Source organism: Arthrobacter parietis, assembly GCF_039530425.1.
GTDB lineage: Bacteria > Actinomycetota > Actinomycetes > Actinomycetales > Micrococcaceae > Arthrobacter_D > Arthrobacter_D parietis.
Window position 1 is genome coordinate 696600 of sequence record NZ_BAAAON010000001.1, and the last position, 20679, is coordinate 717278.

20 protein-coding genes are annotated in these 20679 nt (G+C 62.7%); 6 read left to right on the forward strand and 14 right to left on the reverse strand.

Going from position 1 to position 20679, the window contains the following annotated elements; genetic code table 11:
* Positions 1-279: 279 nt before the first annotated feature.
* The 12 genes from ABFX19_RS03255 to ABFX19_RS03310 form a co-directional block, all read right to left on the reverse strand.
* Positions 280-2103, reverse strand: a complete 1824-nt coding sequence (locus tag ABFX19_RS03255) for an ABC transporter permease (protein ID WP_428831005.1) — start codon at positions 2101-2103, stop codon at positions 280-282.
* The gene (locus ABFX19_RS03260; protein ID WP_346027442.1) at positions 2100-3143 is read right to left on the reverse strand and encodes an ABC transporter ATP-binding protein; all 1044 of its coding nucleotides are present in this window, start codon (positions 3141-3143) and stop codon (positions 2100-2102) included. The genes ABFX19_RS03255 and ABFX19_RS03260 overlap by 4 nt, the downstream gene beginning before the upstream one ends.
* Positions 3140-4207 (reverse strand): extracellular solute-binding protein, encoded by a 1068-nt coding sequence (locus ABFX19_RS03265; protein WP_346027443.1) that lies wholly within the window; start codon positions 4205-4207, stop codon positions 3140-3142. The genes ABFX19_RS03260 and ABFX19_RS03265 overlap by 4 nt, the downstream gene beginning before the upstream one ends.
* 170 nt (positions 4208-4377) lie before the next feature.
* The gene (locus tag ABFX19_RS03270; protein WP_346027444.1) at positions 4378-5424 is read right to left on the reverse strand and encodes a hypothetical protein; all 1047 of its coding nucleotides are present in this window, start codon (positions 5422-5424) and stop codon (positions 4378-4380) included.
* Positions 5421-6179, reverse strand: coding sequence for a CPBP family intramembrane glutamic endopeptidase (locus ABFX19_RS03275; RefSeq protein ID WP_346027445.1), 759 nt, complete (start codon positions 6177-6179; stop codon positions 5421-5423). The genes ABFX19_RS03270 and ABFX19_RS03275 overlap by 4 nt, the downstream gene beginning before the upstream one ends.
* 11 nt (positions 6180-6190) lie before the next feature.
* A complete protein-coding gene (locus ABFX19_RS03280) occupies positions 6191-7942 on the reverse strand; it encodes a SagB family peptide dehydrogenase (RefSeq protein WP_346027446.1) in 1752 nt (583 codons plus the stop codon).
* 21 nt (positions 7943-7963) lie between these two features.
* Entirely contained in the window at positions 7964-8926 is a 963-nt protein-coding gene (locus ABFX19_RS03285; protein WP_346027447.1) for a hypothetical protein, read from the reverse strand.
* Between the two features lie 42 nt (positions 8927-8968).
* Positions 8969-9397, reverse strand: a complete 429-nt coding sequence (locus ABFX19_RS03290; RefSeq protein WP_346027448.1) for a hypothetical protein — start codon at positions 9395-9397, stop codon at positions 8969-8971.
* 14 nt (positions 9398-9411) lie between these two features.
* A complete protein-coding gene (locus ABFX19_RS03295; RefSeq protein ID WP_346027449.1) occupies positions 9412-10863 on the reverse strand; it encodes a YcaO-like family protein in 1452 nt (483 codons plus the stop codon).
* A 39-nt stretch (positions 10864-10902) separates the two neighbouring features.
* On the reverse strand, positions 10903-11772 hold the full coding sequence (locus ABFX19_RS03300; RefSeq protein WP_346027450.1) for an ABC transporter permease: 870 nt from the start codon (positions 11770-11772) through the stop codon (positions 10903-10905).
* On the reverse strand, positions 11769-12854 hold the full coding sequence (locus ABFX19_RS03305; protein WP_346027451.1) for an ABC transporter ATP-binding protein: 1086 nt from the start codon (positions 12852-12854) through the stop codon (positions 11769-11771). Before ABFX19_RS03305 ends, ABFX19_RS03300 begins: the two co-directional genes overlap by 4 nt.
* A gap of 264 nt (positions 12855-13118) precedes the next feature.
* Positions 13119-14270, reverse strand: a complete 1152-nt coding sequence (locus ABFX19_RS03310; protein WP_346027452.1) for a sensor histidine kinase — start codon at positions 14268-14270, stop codon at positions 13119-13121.
* A gap of 480 nt (positions 14271-14750) precedes the next feature.
* Between ABFX19_RS03310 and ABFX19_RS03315 the strand changes: the two genes are divergently transcribed.
* Positions 14751-15473 (forward strand): response regulator, encoded by a 723-nt coding sequence (locus ABFX19_RS03315; protein WP_346027453.1) that lies wholly within the window; start codon positions 14751-14753, stop codon positions 15471-15473.
* Positions 15474-15556: 83 nt separating this feature from the next.
* Entirely contained in the window at positions 15557-16546 is a 990-nt protein-coding gene (locus tag ABFX19_RS03320) for a glycoside hydrolase family 43 protein (protein WP_346027454.1), read from the forward strand.
* Here ABFX19_RS03320 and ABFX19_RS03325 read toward each other — a convergent pair.
* Together ABFX19_RS03325 and ABFX19_RS03330 are read right to left on the reverse strand one after the other, a co-directional pair.
* A complete protein-coding gene (locus tag ABFX19_RS03325) occupies positions 16543-16974 on the reverse strand; it encodes a helix-turn-helix domain-containing protein (RefSeq protein WP_346027455.1) in 432 nt (143 codons plus the stop codon). The two genes, ABFX19_RS03320 and ABFX19_RS03325, sit on opposite strands and share 4 nt — an antisense overlap.
* Positions 16974-17765 (reverse strand): nucleotidyl transferase AbiEii/AbiGii toxin family protein, encoded by a 792-nt coding sequence (locus ABFX19_RS03330; RefSeq protein ID WP_346027456.1) that lies wholly within the window; start codon positions 17763-17765, stop codon positions 16974-16976. Before ABFX19_RS03330 ends, ABFX19_RS03325 begins: the two co-directional genes overlap by 1 nt.
* A gap of 135 nt (positions 17766-17900) precedes the next feature.
* Here ABFX19_RS03330 and ABFX19_RS03335 point away from each other — a divergent pair, with 135 nt between their 5' ends.
* The 4 genes from ABFX19_RS03335 to ABFX19_RS03350 are packed head-to-tail and all read left to right on the forward strand — an operon-like array spanning position 17901 to position 20676.
* The gene (locus tag ABFX19_RS03335; protein WP_277359499.1) at positions 17901-18152 is read left to right on the forward strand and encodes a type II toxin-antitoxin system Phd/YefM family antitoxin; all 252 of its coding nucleotides are present in this window, start codon (positions 17901-17903) and stop codon (positions 18150-18152) included.
* Positions 18149-18409 carry a Txe/YoeB family addiction module toxin gene (locus tag ABFX19_RS03340; RefSeq protein ID WP_346027457.1) on the forward strand — a complete coding sequence of 87 codons (261 nt, stop codon included), beginning with the start codon at positions 18149-18151 and terminating at the stop codon, positions 18407-18409. The genes ABFX19_RS03335 and ABFX19_RS03340 overlap by 4 nt, the downstream gene beginning before the upstream one ends.
* A 51-nt stretch (positions 18410-18460) precedes the next feature.
* Positions 18461-19312 carry an SDR family NAD(P)-dependent oxidoreductase gene (locus ABFX19_RS03345; protein ID WP_346027458.1) on the forward strand — a complete coding sequence of 284 codons (852 nt, stop codon included), beginning with the start codon at positions 18461-18463 and terminating at the stop codon, positions 19310-19312.
* Entirely contained in the window at positions 19309-20676 is a 1368-nt protein-coding gene (locus ABFX19_RS03350) for an aldehyde dehydrogenase family protein (protein WP_346027459.1), read from the forward strand. The genes ABFX19_RS03345 and ABFX19_RS03350 overlap by 4 nt, the downstream gene beginning before the upstream one ends.
* Positions 20677-20679: the final 3 nt, after the last annotated feature.

A 20679-nucleotide genomic window follows, 5' to 3' on the forward strand; every position in this document is an offset into this window, starting at 1 on the left:
ACCTCATCACCAGATTCCAGCAACGGGAAGCAGCACGTCGGCAAGGCAGACGGCTCCGAACGCATTCTCGGACGATGGACTACGCCCGCAACTTTTGTTTTCAGCCTCCTGCGCGTGTTCGGGCCGAGCACCCCATCATCGGAAGTGAATTCAGCTGAGTCTCACTACAAGGCAGCACTGATGACGCGCGAATTCGGTCTGAACAGGAACTGAAGGCGACAAACCCGAAACGGAAGCCGTTCCTTGATCCACCCAGAGGCGCCTCTTCCAGCCATCACATCAGGGGACCCGAGCCTCGGAAGCATCTTCCACCTTCGCCGCCCCCGGCATGTCAGCGTTAGGCGTACCAGCACTGCCACCGACGCGCTGCAAGGGCACCCGGCGAAGCCGAGGCGAGGAACGACGTCTGCGGTTCAACCGGCCGTAAACCAGGTACATCACGGTTCCCATGACCAACATCAGCAGCACGGTGTAGACGAACGTATTGCCGATCGCTTCCACTGAAGCTCCGCCGTCGGTATTTGCCTTGATCTGCAGCCCCAGCGGCTGGTACAGAGGGTGCGCCAGGAAGACGGCGGTGTCGTAGTCATCGAGCAGGTTGTTGAAGTTGAGCGCCGCCACCGCCGCCGCAGCGGGCAGGACTGCCGGCAGCAGGATCCGGCGGAAGGTGTAGAGAGTCCCTGCCCCCATAATGGCGGCAGCCTCCTCCATCGATCCGTTCACCGATGAGAACGCCGCCTTCAGCATCCGCAGGGTGAACGGAACCTTCACGATCACGAACGCAATCAGCAGGATCACAACCGTACCGCTGAGCACGAAACCGCCGACCAGCGGATTCGGCCGGTCATAGGTGATGAGCAGCCCGAGGGCAATCATCGCGGCCGGCAGGATCCAGGGAATATGCAGCAGATACTCCAGCGCGCTCATCAGCCAACCGCGGTACTTGACCATGAGCCGGGTGACAAAAAGTAGACCACCCACAGAGATGACCGCTGCGAGTGCGCTGTACACAATGCTGACGATGAAGGGCTTCAACGCGGACTGCTGTGAGAGGACGCGCACGTAGTTATCGAGCGTGAACCGGTCCAGAGTGAGTACGCCCGTGCTGATCGCAGCGCTGTCCATGAAGGAGTACAGGACAACCAGCGCCAGCGGAAAGACGTAGACCAGGAAGAGGACATAGGCCACCGCGTGCACGGCGATGTTCGCTCCGCGATGCCGAATGGGCTGCTTCTGCAGAGGTGCGGCGACCTTGGCCACGGAATGATACGTACCGCCGCGCTCCAACCGCGTCATGACGGAGAGCATGGCGATAGTAGCGACGCCCAGGACAAGGGCCAGCAGCGCAGCGAGATCCCGCGACGTCGTGCTGTTCGCGAACGTCAGGATCATCGGCGTGATCGTTTCGAAGTCCTGGCCACCGAGTACCTGCGGAGCGCTGAGAGCACCCAGACCGGTGAGGAAGGACAGGATCGTCACGGCGAAGATGGTGGGCTTCAACGTGGGCAGGACAACCCGGCGCAGAATGGTCCAGGGCGACGCCCCCAAGTTCCGAGCCGCTTCCACAGTCTGATAATCAACGTTCCTAATTGCAGATCCCAGGAAGAGCATGTGGTTGGTTGTCGTCGCAAAGGTCATCACGGCGAGGACCGCAAAGAACCCCTCAAACCAGCTTCGGTCCATCTCCGGGAAGAAGCCAGCCAGGAACTTCGTCACGATGCCGTCTGCACCGTAGATGAACTTGTACCCGGCGGCAAGGACTATGCCGCCGTAAATGAAGGTCGTCGCATAGCCCAGCCAGAGGACCCTCGCGCCGCGGATACGGAAATACTCAGTCACCAGCACAATGAAGATTCCGACGGCATTCACGGTGACGGCCAGTGCCACAGCCAGCAGGAAACTGTTGGCCAGCGACGTCATGGCGCGCTCCGAAGACAACAGCTTCTCGACGGCGCGGCCGGTGAACCGCCCATCCGGGAAGAACGTCTGGATCAGCAGGTTGGCATTCGGCCACAGAAGAAAGGCGGCGATGAACCACACCAACACCGTCATGGTGATGACGACGGCGGGCGAGCGCAGCATCCGGCGCGTCGAGCCGGTCACGCCGTCCCCGCGTACTGCAGCACGTGCGCCGGATTGATTCGCACTCGCGCCTCCTCGCCCAGGGTGAGGCCGTGCCGTCCGTCCTCCTTAACGAGGACCTTGACGTCAGCGTCGTGCAGCCGGACCGTGTAGCGGCTGTGCTGGCCGTGATAGTTGCGGGCGGTGACGCGGCCGCTCACAGTGACGCCGCCGTCGTCGTGCATGTGGTTGTCCCGGCCCGAAAGATCCAGTGCCGCCTTCTCCACGCGCAGATAGGACAGCCGCGCGGGATCCAGTGGAGATCCCGGGGTTGATTCGTTGAGCCGGTGAATCAATTCCGGAGTAAGCGCGGATGAATCACCGATGAAGTTGCAGACAAATTCGCTTGCCGACCCATCGTAGATCTCCTGCGGCGTTCCGATTTGCTCAACCTCGCCCTTGTTGAAGACCGCGATCCGGTCGCTCATGGTCAGCGCCTCGTCCTGGTCGTGGGTCACGTAGACGGTGGTGATGCCGAAGTCGGACTGGAGTGCCTTGAGCTCACCACGGAGCTGATGGCGCAACTTGGCATCCAGGTTGGAGAGCGGCTCATCGAGCAGCAGGATTTTGGGCTTGAGCACCAGCGCACGCGCGATCGCGACGCGCTGCTGCTGGCCGCCGGAAAGCTCCGACACTTTCTTCTGCAGCTGATCACCGGACAACTCCACCCGGGCGGCCATATCCTCGACGAGACGATCCCGCTCGGCACCGGAGGTACGGCGAACCTTCAGGCCGAACGCGATGTTCTCCCAGACGCTCATCGACGGGAAGAGGGCGTAGTTCTGAAAGACCATTCCCACTTCCCGCTTGTCGCTCGGCACGGTCGTCACGCGGCGGCCGTCAACAAAGACGTCGCCAGCGGACGGATCGACAAACCCGGCGAGCGTGCGAAGCGCCGTGGTCTTGCCGCAGCCGGACGGGCCGAGCAGAGTAAAGAATTCCCCCGGTTCGACGTGCAGGTCAAGGTTGTGGATCGCGGTGAACCCGTCGAAGGTCACCCGGATGGAGTCGAAGCGAATCACTGCATGTATTCCAGTTCGATCTTCTCGACCCAACCGGCCAGGTTCTTCTCAACGAAGGTCCAGTCAATGTCCTGATGAGTAAACTGCTCGTCGAACTCGATGACCTCGGGCTTAGCCTGTTCCAGCGCGCCCTCGTTGACGGGCAGCGAGTTGAACTTTTGCGCCCACTCCCCCTGCACCTCGGCGCTGCCGAACCAGTCGATGAACTTCTGCGCCTGTTCCTGCTGGTCGGTGCCCTTCACGACGGCGACCTGCTCGATGGCGTACGGCACGCCGATTTCCGGTGCCACAGCTCCGGAGGTTACGTCATAAGCTTCCTCGCGCCCAGGGATAGACGACGACGGCATCTGGCCGAGGTCGACCTCACCTTCGGCGAAACGGGCGAAGAGGTCAAGATCCTTCACTGCCGGAACGCCGTTGTTGAAGTACTGCTCGATCTGGCTCCAGCCCTCTTCGCTGACGCCGAGTTCGCCGTTGTCGTCGCGGTACCGGCTGAGGATGCCTGCCATCACAAGTTGAATCGTGGCACCGCCCATACCGGTGACGCGCTCATAACGGTCCTTGTACTCCTCATCGGTCCACAGTTCCGGCCAGTCCTTGGGAGCTTCGTCCGCACTGATGGCGTCAGCGTCGTAGGCGAGGACAATCGCCTGCTGTACGAGCGGCCAGTACGCCTTGTCCTCCGCCGGATCCGCGAGGGATTCATCAACCTCACCGGACCATTCCGGCGTGTAGGGCTCAAGAACGTCTTCCTTCTTCAGCTGCTCGTAGTAGACGTTGTTCAACCCGTACACGACGTCGGCGATCGGGTTGTTCTTCTCAGCGATGAGCTTGTTCGTAGCATCGGCTCCACCGGCTCCAACTATCTCGATGTCGAACCCTGCCTCGGCCGCCTCCGCTTGAAGCCACTCGCCGCGGCCTTCCGAGTTTGAGTTCGTGTAGACGACCAGCGTGCCGGCCTCCGCGGAACCATCACCCTCGGCCGCGGTGTCACCCTGACCACACGAGGTCAGTAGGAATGCAGCACTGATGGTTAGGGCTACGGCGCTCAGCGGTTTTCTCACGATTGGTTCTCCTTCTTGGCGTTGCGGTGTCCCAGCATCGAGACATGTCAATGTTTCAGGACCAAAGTGAACGGTTGATACGAGAGGCATTAACTGCGTGGCAACAGCGGCAGTCTGCGAAGCGGTTGGGGGAAGTCCTTCGTGCAGTCCAAGCGCGCGGCCCCTCACCCTCACTGGCCGGTTGCGAAGAGCGTGGCCCCCTTCAGTTGTGGGTCAATAACTCCTGCGTGCCGCAGGATGCTGCACTCCTCACGCCACGAATATCCGGGAAGCAGCGTCAACTGTGGAGATCGGGTAGCGGGAATCAGCGGCTCCGGCACCTGCCCCACTGTCAATAGCAGGTTGGCCCACCCATCCTCTGCCCGGGCTGCGTCATCCCTGGTTGGCTCGATCAACCCGGCGTGCTGACGTAGCTGCCGTTTACCGACCAGATATCCCCCTGGTCGCTTCATCTGCCGAATGTACGCGGCATGAGGAAGCACAGGTTCAAGCTCCTCCAGGAAGGGAGCTTCCAGGGCCTCCCGCAAGAACACTGATCGCCTCAGCGCCAGGAGTTCGGTGCCCACCGATACACCCCTTGCATCAATCAGCCGAGCCCGATCAACCCCGAGTGATCCGGCGTCCGCCCACCGATGCAGTATCTCGACTGGTCCCTCAATTCCTTCACGAATCAGATCCGCCACCGAGGGAATATGGTCGCCAGAGCGCAGGTCATCCGTTCCACCCCAGGGCCCGCGATAGCAGACCCGGAGGTCCCGTGCGTGAGCGGCTTCGATGATCTTCCGCGACACCGAAGTGCCCTGCGCACGCACGTTGACCCAGCCGGTGTGATGCGCAACCGCCGTCTCAACCGCCGCAGCAATTGAGCGTGAATCTCCCACCCAATAGTCCCGTTCCGACCTCGGTGTCGTATCCACCAGAGTGGGGCCTCCGCCGGTGATCTGGGGAAGAGGCTGCTCCTCGGTTCCCCGAGTGAGGAGAAGTCCGCGCAGCAGGGCAAGCTCCTCCCAGGTGGAACTCTCTATGCGGACCCCGGTCAATTCGTGCTCGGCCCAGAAGCGAAGAATGGCAGACGTAGCCCGATCCAGCGGATCCATCAGGGAGTTCCGGTATCCGCCGATTCCCACTGACGCGTCAATCGCGATTGGCTGGACGGGCGCATCATCAGCCTTGGCCCGTCCGTCCGGCTGCTGACGGGGAACTGCAAGCGGGTTCATTTCACTTTCTCCTTGGCTTCGACGCGACTTGGCCTAGTGGTGACAAACTGCCGGCGGACCCAGCTCTGGTATAGGAGATGAATCGGAGCCGAAACCAGGAGTGCACCCGCCGCCCAAGCTCCGCACCCCAGCAGGATTCCGAAGAGGAATTTCCCGAGCACCGTGGCCAGACCAAACCCGATGTGGTTGGCCGCATACAGTCCGGCAGGCACCACAAGGGCAACCCAGACAGGGAAACCCAGCAGGACAAACGCAACGGGCATAGCCACCCGGAACAATGATTCTTCTCCGACGACGGTCAGCAGGGACACCGACCAGTAGCGTCCCGGCCGTGCGGCGGTCCGGCTGATCTCGCTCATTGTCTCGGCCCGCTCCGGAAGGTTCAACGCCAGCAATTCTGCGGGCAGGGCCCCGCTGCGCGGCTTCCTCAGCATGCTGAGCCCCCGCAGGATGAGCGATTCCGCCCAGAAGGCCACGCGAGCGCCGCCTGCGCAGGCCAGCAGCACTCCGGCTGTTGCCCACGGATTGTTCAGAGCCCCTCCGAACGCCCAGGAGGTGACCAGCGCTGTTGGATCCGCGATGTTCCCGCCCGGTTCTTCCAGGGTAGAGAGCAGAACCCAGGCTCCGGCCAGGCTTGCCAATCCAAGGGTCACCGGCGCGGCCACCACAATGTGGCGACGCCAGGACAGACGGACGCTGCAGGCAGCCACGCTCAATGCAACTGCGATGAAAACACCCAGTGCGACTGCCAGCACTCCGCTCATCCTCAGCCGCCGTGACTGAGCCTGTTGGGACGTCCAATCGCCATCAACGCAGCAACGAATGCGTCCTGGCCCTCGTACCCGAGCACACGGTTCAACACCTCATCGAAGTAGCCGGCCACAGCACATGAACCAAGCCCAAGCGCCGCAGCCGAGAGCCCAAGGTTCTGCATAAGCGCTCCCTGATCCAAGTGGGAAATCCGGTATCCGCGCGTCTTGTACTTCCAGGAGACCTTTTTCTGGTCATTGACCAGTGCCAACACCACGGGCGCGTAGAAGAGCCATTCAGATTCGAAGGTGGCAGTCACCAGCGACAGCCGAAGGTCGCCCTTGAGACGTGGGACCAGGGCGTGGCCCACCTTGTCATAGACGTAGTACCCCGGGACCACACCCTCAACCCGGCTGATGATCAGGCCGAGTTCGTTGCTGTCCAGTCCGCCGATGCTTGGGTAGGGGAACTTGGGCATGCCGCGGACCCCATAGCCGTCCTCGGTTCCGGTACTACCGGCAGCCAATCGAAGGAGCCCGGCCAGTTCGTCCAGGCCCATCGGAACGTTCTCATAGCTTCGAACCGAGCGACGCAACTGCAGCGCTTCGGCCAGCGTCGCTTCCGGAGCCTCCACCACTTCGGGAAGCGGGATGCCCGCGGCGTCCGCCCTCGTAAAGCGCACCAGCTCCTCCGGCAACTGCGTGCTGCTCTGCTCGGCTGTGAAAAACTCCTGCACGGAACGCTCAAAGATGCGGTGCGTTACCCGCTGCAAGGTTGCAGACACACCTGATTCCAGTACGTCGGCTGTTGCGGCGAGGGCCTCGTTGACTGCCTTGCGGTCGCTCACGGCGAGGCTGTCGAACTGGGCTGCCACCTCCAGTGCCTCGGCGCTGGGGCCGGCCACCTGGCTTTCCGGTTCTGCAGCCTCCGGCGATGGCTCCGGGCGGGCTGGCGGGGAGGAGGCCTCGCCGTCGGCATGGGCGGTGGGCCGGGTCGCGGCCGGTTCCGTTGCCGCCCGCAGGTTCAGGATCGCCACCAGGGACCGCTCGACGCCGTCGCATCCGAGCGCTTTGTTCGCCGTCGCGTCGATGAAATTCTCGATAATCCCTACCCTGATCGCCACAGCAGGATTTGCTCCGGCCGCGAAGATCGCGCCGGTAAGCACTCCCGCCGTCAAGCCGACGCTGCGTACCGCGCGGTCGCCCGAAAGATAGGATGACCGGGCAAGGTGCCCCACCACGAAGATCAGCCCGTCGCTGGCCGCCAGATTCTGATCCGGAACGGCCGACTGTAGCGAGTGCTGATGAACGCTCTCCCAGGTCTTTTCCAACAGGAATCCAGGCGCTCCCGGCACACAGCGCCAGAGTGCGCCGTCGATCAGCACCAACGCGTCCAGTGCGTACAGGGAATCGACCACCGCAGGGTTGCTCCACATTGGACTGAGCAGCTGCTGGAGGCGCGCCGGCAGCTCGCTCGCGTGCAGGGTCCATCTGGTGTCCTGCTCATGTAGCCGGTTGAAGGCATTGAGCGTGGTTTCGAAGTAGAACTTCCGCACCGTGGCGCGGGTATCGTCGTCGGGCAGTCGGGTGTAACTTGCCAACGTATGCTGCGAATTCAGCTGATATGACTCGGCCAGGGACCCGGCCACGGAACCTATCCGGCTGGTGGTTGCGTCGATGGTGTCCGGGTCAAGCTCGGTCACTGTGGTCGGTGGAACGAGAGTTTGTTCCAGCATGCGGCGCAGCTGGTCATCCGGTCGGGTGATCATGGTGTGCTCCTCGGACTCAGGTTAGAGGAATGGGTGGCGGAGGTCGTCGCGGCTGGCGATGTCACGCGGGGTACGCGCCAGGCGAATCACACGGTCGCGGATGATATGCAGACGTTCCACATCGATCCTGAGCACGTGGTTCTCCAAAAAGCTGCCCTTCCCGGTCAGGTGCTGGAGCACGGCGAAGGAAGCGTAGGAGGCCGCAAGATCTGCCACCGCCAGCGGCACTTCGGCCGTCGCGGGAATCGACGGCGCGGCAGTCTTCATGAACTGGTAGTCCATCCGCATGGTCCGGCCCGCCTCGTCCATGGTGTCGAGATCGTAGTAGCTGACGGTGATCCCCGGCACAAAGGTGGGTCCCACCATCGCCTCTCCGCCATCGACATAGACAAGCTGCCACGGTGTGCCGGTCTCCATGGCGGCTTCATCCGCATCGTAGAACAGGCCGGGATTGAGCGAATCAGACGCAACAATCACCAGGTCGCTGGATTCGAAGGACTCGGTCAGCCCGTCCACTACAGGCACGTCGTGCGCCAGCAGATCACTAAGTTGGCGGGCAATCGCGGCCGCCACCCTGCCTTCCCCAATAACGACGACGGCGGCGGGCGGCGGAGCCTTGTCGACTCCCATCCCCGCCACCAGATACCCGTAATCGCTTGCCGCCTCTGTGATCAGTGCCTTGCCATCCAGCAGATGCCTGGTGAACTCGGCAGCCGTCTGTGGGTCAAGCCCGCTGATGGCCGCGGCTTCCTCCGCTGTGACGGGCGAAGTGAACGCTTCGGTGTAGTTGGCGAGCTGCCGGCGGTTCTTGGTGTCCTCGATCCGGTGGGTGCTGCTGGAACGCGACCCGTGGCGGACAAAGACCTCGTTATCTGAACAGCGGATGATGGCGACGGCCGGGTTGATGACCAACCGCGGCGCATCATTCTCAGACGGGATGTCAGCAGATTCCTGCAGGGGTTCGGTAGTGATGGTGTCGGTCATGGTTGCTCCTTGTAAGTAAAAATACGGACCGTTCTCGGGAGGTTAGGAACCGCTGGAAGATCGCCGGCCAAAGGTGCCGGACCGGACGGCCAGCACCGTGAAGGCGAGCGCTCCGACACTCGTCAGCATGATCGCCGCCGCCCACCACGGGTACTGGTTCAGCAGGAGGGCACCACCGATGGAGGAATAGAGTCCGTAGGCGCCGGTGGAAATCACGCCGAACCAGGACCGCAGGGCAAGGAAGACAATGCTGGATCCAAGGAAGGCGAGGGTCAGGAACAGACCGGGGCCCACCGCCGTCGGCGGCACTATTCCCGAGATGCCCTGCGGGTTCAGCACGCCGATGACGATGAGGGGCGCTTTCAGGCTCAGGGCGATGATTGCGGCGATGAGCCAGGGTGAAGCAGCCGCCTGACGTGCTGTCTGCGTCAGGCCGTGCTGGGCGGCTTCTGTGGTTCCTGTGGGATCCATGGGGTTGTCCTTGCTTAGGGGTAGGGCAGTGGGTCGGAGGGCATGTCCGCGAGGGTCCAGTCGGTGGACTGGAGTCCGAGCTTCTGACGGAGGTGGCGGTATCGGGAATGACCGAGCATGGGCAGGTTCGGAGGGAAGGCAGGCACCACTTCAGGCACAAAGACCTTCCGCAGCCGTACCTTGTCGAATCCTTCGGGCGTCAGGTCAAACGCAATGGGCGTTAGCCCATGAGTGCTGAACAGGTCGAGGATCGCGTTGTACTCGCTAACCGGTCTCTCGACCGGCAGATCCGACAGCAGGACGGTGGGCTGGTTGGGCGATCGGAAGTACCAGTCAAGTTTCGGCTGATTTTCCTGGTACCCGTAATACGGCACCACCTGAATGAAGTTCTTAAAATCCTGCGGCTTGGCGTCCCGGTCGATGCCGAACATCCGGCTGAACCCCATTGCCAGCTCCCACTCGGCAGCCAGCAGCGGTGTGCGAACCATGCGCTCTGCCTGAACTACTTCGCTCAGTGCGCTGCGTACCGCCTGATCGATGGTCAGACCAACGCCGCCGCCGGCCATGTAGGCGTTCTCTTTGAGGCCCTCGTCCCAGGTGATCGCCGTGACCACGTAGATGCCATCCAGATCCAGCCGGTGGAGGTAGAAATCCATCGTGACTCCAGCACGTTCCGCGTCCGCAAGCCAGCTGTTGATGCGGGGGTCGTTGAAGGCACGGTCGACTGTCAGCTTTGTCAACGGCACCTTGCAGAACCAGGAGAGGTTGACGGCGTCGCGCTCCAGAACTTCGAGGAGGCCGTGGCTGAGGGCCTCCTCGTCATTGACATGGGTGGCCAGTCCACCTGAGCTGGATGCTCCGATGCGGGCCTCGCCTGGCTCAGAGATGTAGAAGAGATGAACCAGCTGGGCAGGCACCCAGTGATCCTCCCCGGTCAGCAGGTTGGTACCGCGGTTCCACGCCAGCGAGGTGTCCCACGTCCACCGTTCGCAGCGGAACCCTTCCGCGCTGAGCTGCTCTTCTGTGAACAGGCTGTAGTCCTCCGGGCTGACAAATTTGAGGCCCCGATCCTGCATCTGGCGTGCTGTTGCCATCACCTTGTCTTCGGGGCCCAGCTGGGTCATCGAGGAGAAGGAACCCAGCATGCGCTCAATCGCCTCACCCAGAGAGGAAGCCACAGAGTCAAAGAGAGTGAGCCCCTTGCCCCCGCCGTAGATATCGCGGTCCAGGCCGGCGTTCAGCGCGCCGAGTCCCAGCATGCGGCGGAACGTATGGTCAAGCGAGAAGGGACTGGCGGATCCCTGGAATCCGCCAGTGCCGAGGCCGGAGCGGAAGGTGGTCAGTACATTGCGGATCTGTCCGAACGGACTATAGACCGCCAGCATGTCCTGCAACGCGGCGTCGCGTTCGTGGCTTTGAGAAACGGGCGCCCAGGGAATTTCGTGGTTGTAGACGGTGTGCTTCATGATGCCTCCTGGCTGAGTATCCGGTGCTTGATCAAGGGTCTACGCGCGCTTCCAGAAGCGGAGCCCGAGTATTACGCTGCCCAGGGTGAGCGGCAACGCTGCCCACAGGCGCATCCATTGGGTGGATGTCACCTCGATACCGGCATATACACCGGTCATCACGTCGAACCACTGTTTCAGCGGGTTCCATTCGAGGACGTCCTGCAGCAGTTGGGGCAAGCCGTCAACTGGCGCTGCAGCGCCGGAGCCGAAGAACATGACAAAGAAGACGACGGCGCTCAAGGCCTGGATGGTGCGGGACCCCACGGGGAGGGTACCGAGAAGGAAACCGAGGGCGCTGAGCCAGGCGATCAGGCCGAGAGCCAGCGCGATGAAGCGCCAACTGGCGGCCGCCGGAAGCAGCCCGTGCTGGACTGCGATAATCCCTGTGATTACGGCACAGGCGGCGACAACCAAGGTCAGCATGGACAGCAGGGTTGCCGAGGCGAACAGCCACCCGGGCAGGGGCAGCACCCGGTAGCGCCGGATCACTGAACGCATGCGCAATTCGGACAGATAGATCGGTAATCCCATGAGCAGGAGATTTGCGGCGACCGTGCCGACCAGCGCCGGGAACATCACGTCGATGAAGCGTGCACCGTTCGGCAGGGTCTCGCTGGCGTACGGGATGCCGATGAAGACATAGATCACCAGCGGGAATGCCAACGAGAAGAACACTGCAACTGGTTCGCGGAGCAGCAGGGTCAGCTCCTGACGCAGCCAAGCCCAGAGCATGCGCCCGGCTGGTGCCCGCTGGGCAGTGATGCCGCGGGGTACCGACGGTTGCGGCCCTTCCACGTCACCGCGTTCGGGGGCCTGCGCTGTGGGCAAGACACCCCGGCCTGGCAGGTCCGTGAGTTTGCGAGTCATGATGATCCTCCACTCGTCGAGGCAGTAGGGGTGAGGTTCGCCGCGTAGGCGTAGACATCTTCCAGGCGGATCGGGCCGCTCAACAGATCCGAATACGAGAGGCCGCCCGCCGCCCGCTCCAGGTCAATGTCCCTGGAAAGCCGCTCGAGGTGGTGCCGCTCACCGACCACGCTGATGTTTTCCCCTTGCCGCAGCGGGCGTTCGCCACGGTTCCTGAGGAAGGCTTCGGTCTGGTCACTGGCTTCGGTCAGCCGTATCCGCCACTCCCCGCCGGCGGAGGCCAGAACCTGCGGCACCGTACCGTCCAGTAGCAGTTTCCCTTGGTGGAGCAGGAGAAGGCGGTCAGCGAACGCTTCAGCTTCGGTGAGGTCGTGGGTGGAAGCGAGAACAGCTGTGCCGCGCGATCGCAGACTACGGAGGAACTCCCACATTTCGGCACGCGCCATCGGGTCGAGCCCACTGGAAGGTTCATCCAGTATGAGCAGCTGCGGTCGTCCGACACAGGCGAGAGCGATATCCAGGCGCCGCTGCCATCCTCCGGAAAGGCGGTCCACCATCTGGTTCATCCGGTCGGTCAACCCAAGCTGATGCAGGATCGAGTCGACTGGTCCCGGATCCTGGTACAGCGCAGATACAGACCTCACGGCTTCCTTGACTTTGAGGCGTTGCGGAAGTCCCCCTTCCTGCAGCTGGACCCCGATGTCATATCGGTGTTGTCCGCCCGGGACAACCTTGCGTCCGTTGATGACGACGCTCCCCGAATCTGCTTCCCGAAGGCCTGAGAGGATTTCCATCGCCGTTGTTTTCCCGGAGCCGTTCGCGCCGACAAGGACAACAATGCTGCCCGGCATAATGCTCAGACTCAGGTTCTCCAGCGCTGGCCGGTCAATTCCCGGATAGCGTTTCGATACGTTCGTCAGAGTCGCGATAGTCATGAGGTAACCGTTCCTCGTAGTGAGCGGATGGGTGTAGGTGTTGGTGTGGGTGACGCCACCTGCGAAGTCCGGCACCACCCACACCGCCTGTGTGGTGGTTTCTAGAAAATCGAAGCCCAGCACCAGCAGCAGCAAGAGCAGCACCACCCGCCGGGCGCCACTGCGTTCTCGCCGGTAAAGTGCTTTGCTTCGGTACGTCCAAGAGTTGAGAGCATATTGTTCACCTCCTTCGGGAAGGATTGCGGATCTCTACCGACCAATCGGGTACAGCACCGAAGGCGTGGGCCTATCCGTCCTTCAAGACCTCATCCTTGCAACGGGAGGAACCCGCGGGTATCGGTCAAAGGTGTTGATCTTGTACGACCAAAGAAGCACACCGGGTAGGCGACAGCCGGGTGCTCAGAAGTGCCCTCAGGCGTGAGGCAGTGACGCGCGCACAGTCCAGCCGCCGGCGTCGGGACCTGCAAAGAGGGTGCCGTCGAACAGCGTTGCCCGCTCCTTCATGCCCACGAGCCCGATCCCGGATCCCGGCAAGGTCATTGGCCGTGCGTCCCGTGGTGGAGTGTTGCTGACAACCAGGACAACGCCATGCTCACCCTCGGTGATGGAGATCGACACGGAGGTGGAGGTACCGGCATGTTTGAGGATGTTGGTGGTGGATTCCTGGGTGATGCGAATCAGCGCGAGTTCGATGCTGCGCGGCAGGCGCAATTGCTCGGGTACGTCAACGGTGACAGTGATCCCCATTGTGCGCATAGTGCCGACGACGTTCCGTAGTTGGCCTTCCAGGGTGACCGCAGGATCATCCGCCTCTGAACTGGCCGAATCCCAATCCGGCCCATGAAGGACCTGCAGCATCCGCCGCAGGTCCACCAGGGTCTGGCGCGCGGCATCGCCGATGACATCCTGGGATTCCCTGCGCTCGGCCTCCGTGACTGAGCCGCGGAGAACCCGCGCATGCATGGCGACGATGGTCAGTCCATGGGCGACGACGTCGTGCAGTTCCCGCGCGATCCGCTGCCTTTCCGCGCATATTGCCTCTTGCTCGTGCTGTTCACGAAGCGCGAGGTTACGCAGATGCTGCTCGGCCCTCGATGTTGCACGGCGGAAGTAGAGTCCAGTGGTGAACCCGATGGCAAAGAGCAGTACATAGGCGATCAGGAAAGGCATTTCGCGCGGCAACGCCACGGCGACCACCACGCACCACAGGCCGAATATCGACGCGTAGCTGACAAGAAACCGTCGGGCAGCTGTCGCGGCGACAAAGCCGCCAATGATGCTGAAGCCCAATGCGGCATAGGTGGCATTCTCGGTGAAGATGCACATGAACCCGGCCGGAATGAAAACCGCCGCGCTGAAAGTGGAACGCCAGGCCAGGAGACACACTCCGAGCGTCGACCAGACGAGGGTGGGCAGGGCTGCCGACGGCAGCGACGACTGTTCCTGCAGGATGAGGATCAAATCTGAGGAAGCTGACACGAGCGCTATCAAGATGACGAGGATGTTGACAAGCGCCGGCGTGCGTCGCGCATCCCAAAAGCCTTCAGCGCGTGGGGCGTTCACCCCCGCTTCCTGGCCTCGGCCGACAAGCTGTTCCCCAAACTTCCGGACGGAGAGGGGAGGCGCTTCCGACCTTTTCATTCCCCTATTATGACCACTCTGCCCTCAGCCTCGGCGCCTATGGCCGCGGCGAACTCAACACCAGTCGACAAATCGGCAAAGGTAGCGGCGCATACCGTCGCCCAGCCCAGCTGGTGAAACCGAATCCGGGGCACTCTGCACGATTGCATCGTCCATGGTCAACGTGTGCGAAATGCTCGGACCACCTGACGCGGTTCCTGCGGAAAGTAGGGATAAAGCAAGAGCAATGGATGCGGTTTTCATGGGTCCCCCAGGCAGCTGCTTCGATGATGCACGCGGTGGCAGTGCAACCACTTCGATCATTGGCTCAGCCCGGGAGGAAGGGCAGGCCCCTATCGTCTCTGCTTGCGTCCTACTTTTGTCGCATACTGCTCCGACCGGGACGACGATAGACTGCCCGGTGTGGAAGAGATCCGGGTTCTCGTGGTGGATGATCAGCCGCTGATGGGTCGGGCACTGAAAATGTTCGTCAATGCGGCAGATGGCATGACAACCGTCGGCGAGGCATCTGACGGGCACATTGCCGTCCAGCAGTGCGTTTCCCTTAAACCCGATGTGGTTCTCATGGACATGCAGATGCCGATCATGAACGGTGTCGAGGCTACGCGGAAGATTGTTCAGACATCGCCCGGGGTGCGGGTCATCGCGGTGACAACCTTCTCATCCGAGCGTTACCTGGTTCCCGCGCTCAGGGCGGGCGCATCGGGTTACCTGGTGAAGGATGCGGAACCTGAGGAAATCATCGATGCCATCAGGGCAGTCCACGATGGCGGCTGCGTTCTCTCACGCAATGTCACTGAAGCACTCATCTCCTCAATTCGCGATGCCCCGGAACTCCCGCAGGAGCTGACGCCAGTGGCACCGGCGTCAGTCGAAGCATTGACTCCCCGGGAGACGAAGATCGTTCAACTTCTGGGGCAGGGGATGTCGAACGCGGAAACGGCACGTGAGCTTCACCTCGCTGAAGCCACGGTCAAGACGCACCTTGGCCGGATCATGGCCAAATGGAAGGTCCGGGATCGAGTGCAGGTGGTCATCTTTGCGGCGAAAAACGGGGTCATCCACCTGAGCAGCAGCGCGCCCAGCCAACCATCGATACATCCCATGAGCGAGAACCTGCGGTAGCCAGTTCCAAGCTCACCTCCCAGTGCTCCGCCGATGAGCAGTTCCCCACGGCAGGCTGCTCAGCGTCTGACAGACTGTTCCGCGTGACTTCCCCTAGCCCCGCTTCCGCCGATCCAGCCAACTACGACGACGGCGCTGCCTCCCAGCGCTGGCTCTTCGCCTACTTCACTCCCGAGACGGAGGAGGACGGCGAGCAGGTCCGCTTCGCGGTGAATGCCGGCCCGGATGCCAGGAGATGGATCGCCCTGAACGACGGCGCCCCTGTCCTGACCAGCGACGTCGGCGAGCGCGGAGCCCGCGACCCGTTCATCTTCCGCGACCACACCCGGGACAAGTTCGTGGTCCTCGCCACCGACCTGCGAGTGGCAACCGACCGCGACTGGGACCGCGCCGAGCACCGCGGCAGCAGGTCAATCCTTGTCTGGGAGTCCGATGACCTCATCACATGGTCGGGGCCGCGGCCCGTCCCCATCGCACGCGAGGACGCCGGCAACGCCTGGGCGCCGAAAGCCTTCTGGTCCGAGGAGCGCGACGCCTGGCTGGTGTTCTTCGCATCCTCCCTCCCGGGCACCGGCGAGGAAGGGAGTGACTACCAGCGCATGTTCGTCACCGAGACGGCCGACTTCACCAGCTTCAGCGCCCCCGTGCTGTACCTGGACCTCGGCAAGTCCGTCATCGACGTGACCTTCCTGCAGGTGGGCGACTGGTGGTACCGCTTCTCCGCGACCTCCCGGCCCGCCGGCAGCCCCGAGCAGGACGCTTTCGTCTTCATCGAACGCGGCAGCAGCCTGCTCGACCCGGACTTCGAGCCCTGGGTAGTAGCCGCCGGCAAAGGCGACATCAGGCAGGGTGAGGGTCCCGCCGTCGTCCTGCCTTCCGATGGTTCAGCCCCGCTGCTGCTGATCGACGAATTCGGCCTCAGCGGTTATCACCTGTTCGAAGCCGCTGACCCGGAGCTGCGCCATTGGAAGCACCTGCACGACGCCGTCCTGCCGCCGCTTGCGCGCCACGGATCGCTTCTTGCGATCACCCCAGACGAACACGCGCGGCTCTCGGGGCGACCGCGCGCCTAGCGGCGCTCAACCAGCCTCCGGGCCCTGACCATCATCACTGCCGACGGCACCACTTTCCCGGTGAGATAGGTGGACAACCGCGACGGCGACGTGCCGAGTTGCTGAGCGAACTCCGCCCGAGTCAGACCGCTGCGCGTCAAGTACGCGGCAAGGTCCTGCGTGACCTCCTGGCGCTCGGCATCCTCGGCGTCCCGCACTGAATGCCGGAGGATGCGCGAAAACAGCGCAGACATGGCTGGACTCTCCGTTGCGGCCAATACTTCTTTAAGTTCTGCTGCCGCTTTCCCGCGAGGGCTCGCCATGACGGCTTCAGCGATACGGCGCCAGTCCCGGATGTCGCCACGTTCGACCGCTGCGAGCAGACCCTCGAACCCCCACTGATCGACGGGTGCCTCGGGATCGATATTCAGATTGCGAAACTTCAGCATCACGCCTCCCCTCGAAGAACCATCTGTTCGGCGAGTGTCTGGCAGGTCTCCACCGTGGCGCCCCAATCCTGCCACCGACTCACCAAACCTTTGTAGGAGTCGAGCTGCTTAGTGGTCCGGGAATCCTTGGGTGAGGGCGCGGATAGTTGGCGAACCACCTGCGATCTCACTGCCGCACCGTCCCGGTTCTGGTCGGCGTAGTACTCGTCCATGCCGTTGAGAACCTCGGCGGCATGCTCAACCCCCATCGTTTCGGCCAGTGCTGCCACGTCAAGATAGTCCCTCGTCTGGTTTCTGCGGGTGATGAGGAACGCTTTGATCCGTAGGGTTTCATCCCGCGTGGGGACCCTCACCGAGGCGCCAGATGCGACCTGCACCTCTGTCACTTCGAGTGGGCGGAGACGAATCAACTGCCGAAGACCGGTTTCGATGCCCCCGAGCTCACCCAAGATGATCTTTCCGTAGGTGACCCGGTTAGTCGCCCAGCCGTCGTCGGTCTCCAGGGCGTCGAGGAGGACGTCGAAATTCTCTCGCAGCCCGGCGAGGACATGATCGTGGTCGTAGGAAGCACGGTGTCCGGCGTATACGGCGGCGGCGCTGCCGCCAACAAGCACCGCATCGGGGACAAGCTGCTGGAGCTTGGCTGCTGACTCGAGGACCTTCTGAAGATCGGGATGCAGGTCGCCACGCACAGGAGACAAACCTAAGGACGGCTCTCTGTGGTCCTGCTCGCGGGACTGGCCAGCATCGTTTGGATTGCCACGCGAGTGGTTTGCATGGTCATTAGCCATGCAAACATCTTATCAAATATGACAATTAGTCAGGAGATGACGGTCGGTGCTATGTGCATCTGGAAAAGTTGTGCACGCCTCATTCCCCTCGAAGAAGTGGTACGCTTTCATGTACCACTTGCAAGGAGCCGACCAATGTCCGCAATCACCGCAACAGACGCTCGTCGCAACCTGTTTGGACTCATCCAGCAGGTGAATGAGGACCACGCTCCGGTCGAAGTCGTGTCTAAGCACGGTAACGCCGTCATCATGTCCAAAGACGATTACGACGCGATCACTGAAACTGCTTACCTGTTGCGGCATACGAAAGGTGCTGAGCGGCTGCTCGCCTCCCTGGAACGTGCCCGACGCGGGGAGTTCGAGACTCACGAACTCCACGACGCGTGAGCCGACAGCTCGCATTCGACCGGGACGGGTGGGAAGACTACACCTACTGGCAAGGCCAGGACAGAAAGACGCTGAAGCGAATCAATCTGCTGATTCAGGATGTCTTGCGCGACCCGTTCACCGGCACTGGCAAACCCGAGCCACTCAAGCACATCCTGTCGGGAGCCTGGTCCAGACGAATCGATGAGGCACATCGCCTGGTCTACCTCGTGACTGATACGTATGTCGTCGTGTTGCAGGCCCGCGACCACTACTGATCCACAACCGCTGCACGCTGGCCCCCGGTCACCACGCGAGAGGAACCCGCCTTGGCATTCACCGTCCGCGGACGCACCGTCCTGATTACCGGCGCCGGAATGGGCATGGGAAAGCTCTATGCCGAACGCGCCGTGCGCGAAGGGGCAGCCGCCGTCGTGCTGTGGGATATTGACGAAACCGCCCTCCAGAACGTCGCAACCAGCCTTACCTCAAGCACGACGACGGTTCACACCAATGTGGTCGATGTTGCCTCGGTGGAGTCGATCACCGCTGCAGCCCAGTCGGTTCTGAACGACGTCGGCACCCCGGATGTCCTGATCAACAACGCCGGGATTGTGCGCGGGAAATACTTCTGGGAACACGACCACCACTCCGATATCGATCTCACCCTGCGCATCAATACCGGCGGACCCATGCACGTCACCCGTACGTTCCTGCCGGCGATGATGGAACGCGGAACACCCGCGCGGATCCTGAACGTGGCCTCAGCCTCCGGCACGCTCTCGGTCCCCCGCATGAGCGTATACGCGGCGTCGAAATGGGCCGTCATCGGCTGGAGCGATTCCCTACGCCTCGAGCTCGCTTCCACCGGCCACCCTATTGCCGTCACAACCCTCATCCCCAGCTACATCAAGACCGGCATGTTCGAGGGAGCGCGCGGGCCGCTACTGACCCCGCTCATGGAACCGGAGTATGTGGTGGACAAAGCCTGGCGCGCAACGCTGGCCGGCAAGGCCCGCGTCCAACTGCCCTGGACCGTGCAGCTCGCCGGAACCCTCCGCAACGTCCTGCCGCAGCCGGTCTGGGACTTCGTCGCCGACCGCGTCTTCAAGGTGTACAGCTCAATGGACCACTTCACCGGGCGGCCGGCCCCTTCAGCCAACGAGGAGACCCGCCGATGAGCGCCGCCGACCTGCTCGCAGACCACAAACAGTACTTTCACACCGGTGCAACCCGGCCGGCCGAGTGGCGCAGGGAACAGCTGCAGGCGCTCCTGCAGCTGCTCACCGAACGGGAAAACGCGCTCACCGATGCGCTCGAGAAAGACCTCGGCAAGAGCCGCACGGAGGCCTTCATCTCCGAGGTCGCTGTGGTTCGTGCGGAGACGGATTTCGCGTTGAAGCACCTTGACCGCTGGATGGCGCCCGCGAAGGTCAGCGTGCCGCTCGGCCTGCAACCGGCGAAGGCCTGGACCCAACCCCGGCCGCTGGGCACCGTGCTCATCATCGGACCCTGGAACTACCCGTTGCAGCTGGTCCTGGCGCCGCTGGTCGGCGCGCTCGCGGCTGGCAACACGGCGGTCCTCAAACCCAGCGAACTGGCACTGGCCACCTCGAGCGTGCTCGCCGAACTCGTTCCCCAGTACCTCGACCGATCCGCCGTGACCGTCGTCGAAGGCGGTGTGGACGTGAGCACCGATCTCCTCGCCCAACCCTTCGATCACATCTTCTACACCGGCGGCGAGCGCGTCGGCAAGATCGTCATGAAAACGGCCGCCGAGCACCTCACACCGGTGACGCTGGAGCTGGGAGGGAAGTCTCCCGCCGTCGTCGTCGGTGGTGATCTCAAGGCCGCCGCCCGCCGCATTGCCTACGGCAAATTCATGAACGCCGCCCAGACGTGCGTGGCACCGGACTACATATTGACGACGCCGGCTGCCGCCCCCGCGCTGGCGCTGGCACTTTCGGAGGCAGTCCGGGAGTTCTACGGCAGCGATCCGCAGACCTCCGGTGACTATGGGCGAATCATTAACGACCACCACTTTGACCGGCTGGTGACGCTCCTGGACGACGGAACCGTGGTCGCCGGCGGAAAGTACAACCGGTCGGAGCGGTACATCGAACCGACCATCCTGCGCGACGTCGACCCCGCCTCACCGCTCATGCAGGAGGAAATTTTCGGTCCGCTGCTGCCCATCCTCGAAGTGGAAGACCTCGACGACGCGATCCGCTTCATCGGCGAGCGCCCCCACCCGCTCGCCGCCTACCTGTTCAGCGACCGGGACGAGCACCTCGACGCTTTCACTGAGCAGGTGCAGGCCGGCGGCATCGCGCACAACGTCTGCACCATCCAACTTGCGGTGCCCGGGCTGCCCTTCGGCGGTGTGGGCGCGAGCGGGACCGGCAGCTACCACGGCCGCCAGTCCTTCGACACGTTCAGCCACCTGCAGCCGGTCTTTTCCAAGCCGACGGCGGTGGACACCCTCCGGCTTGCCTACCCGCCCTTCGGTGCGCTCAAACGGAAACTGTTGCGAAAGTTGCTCTGAGAT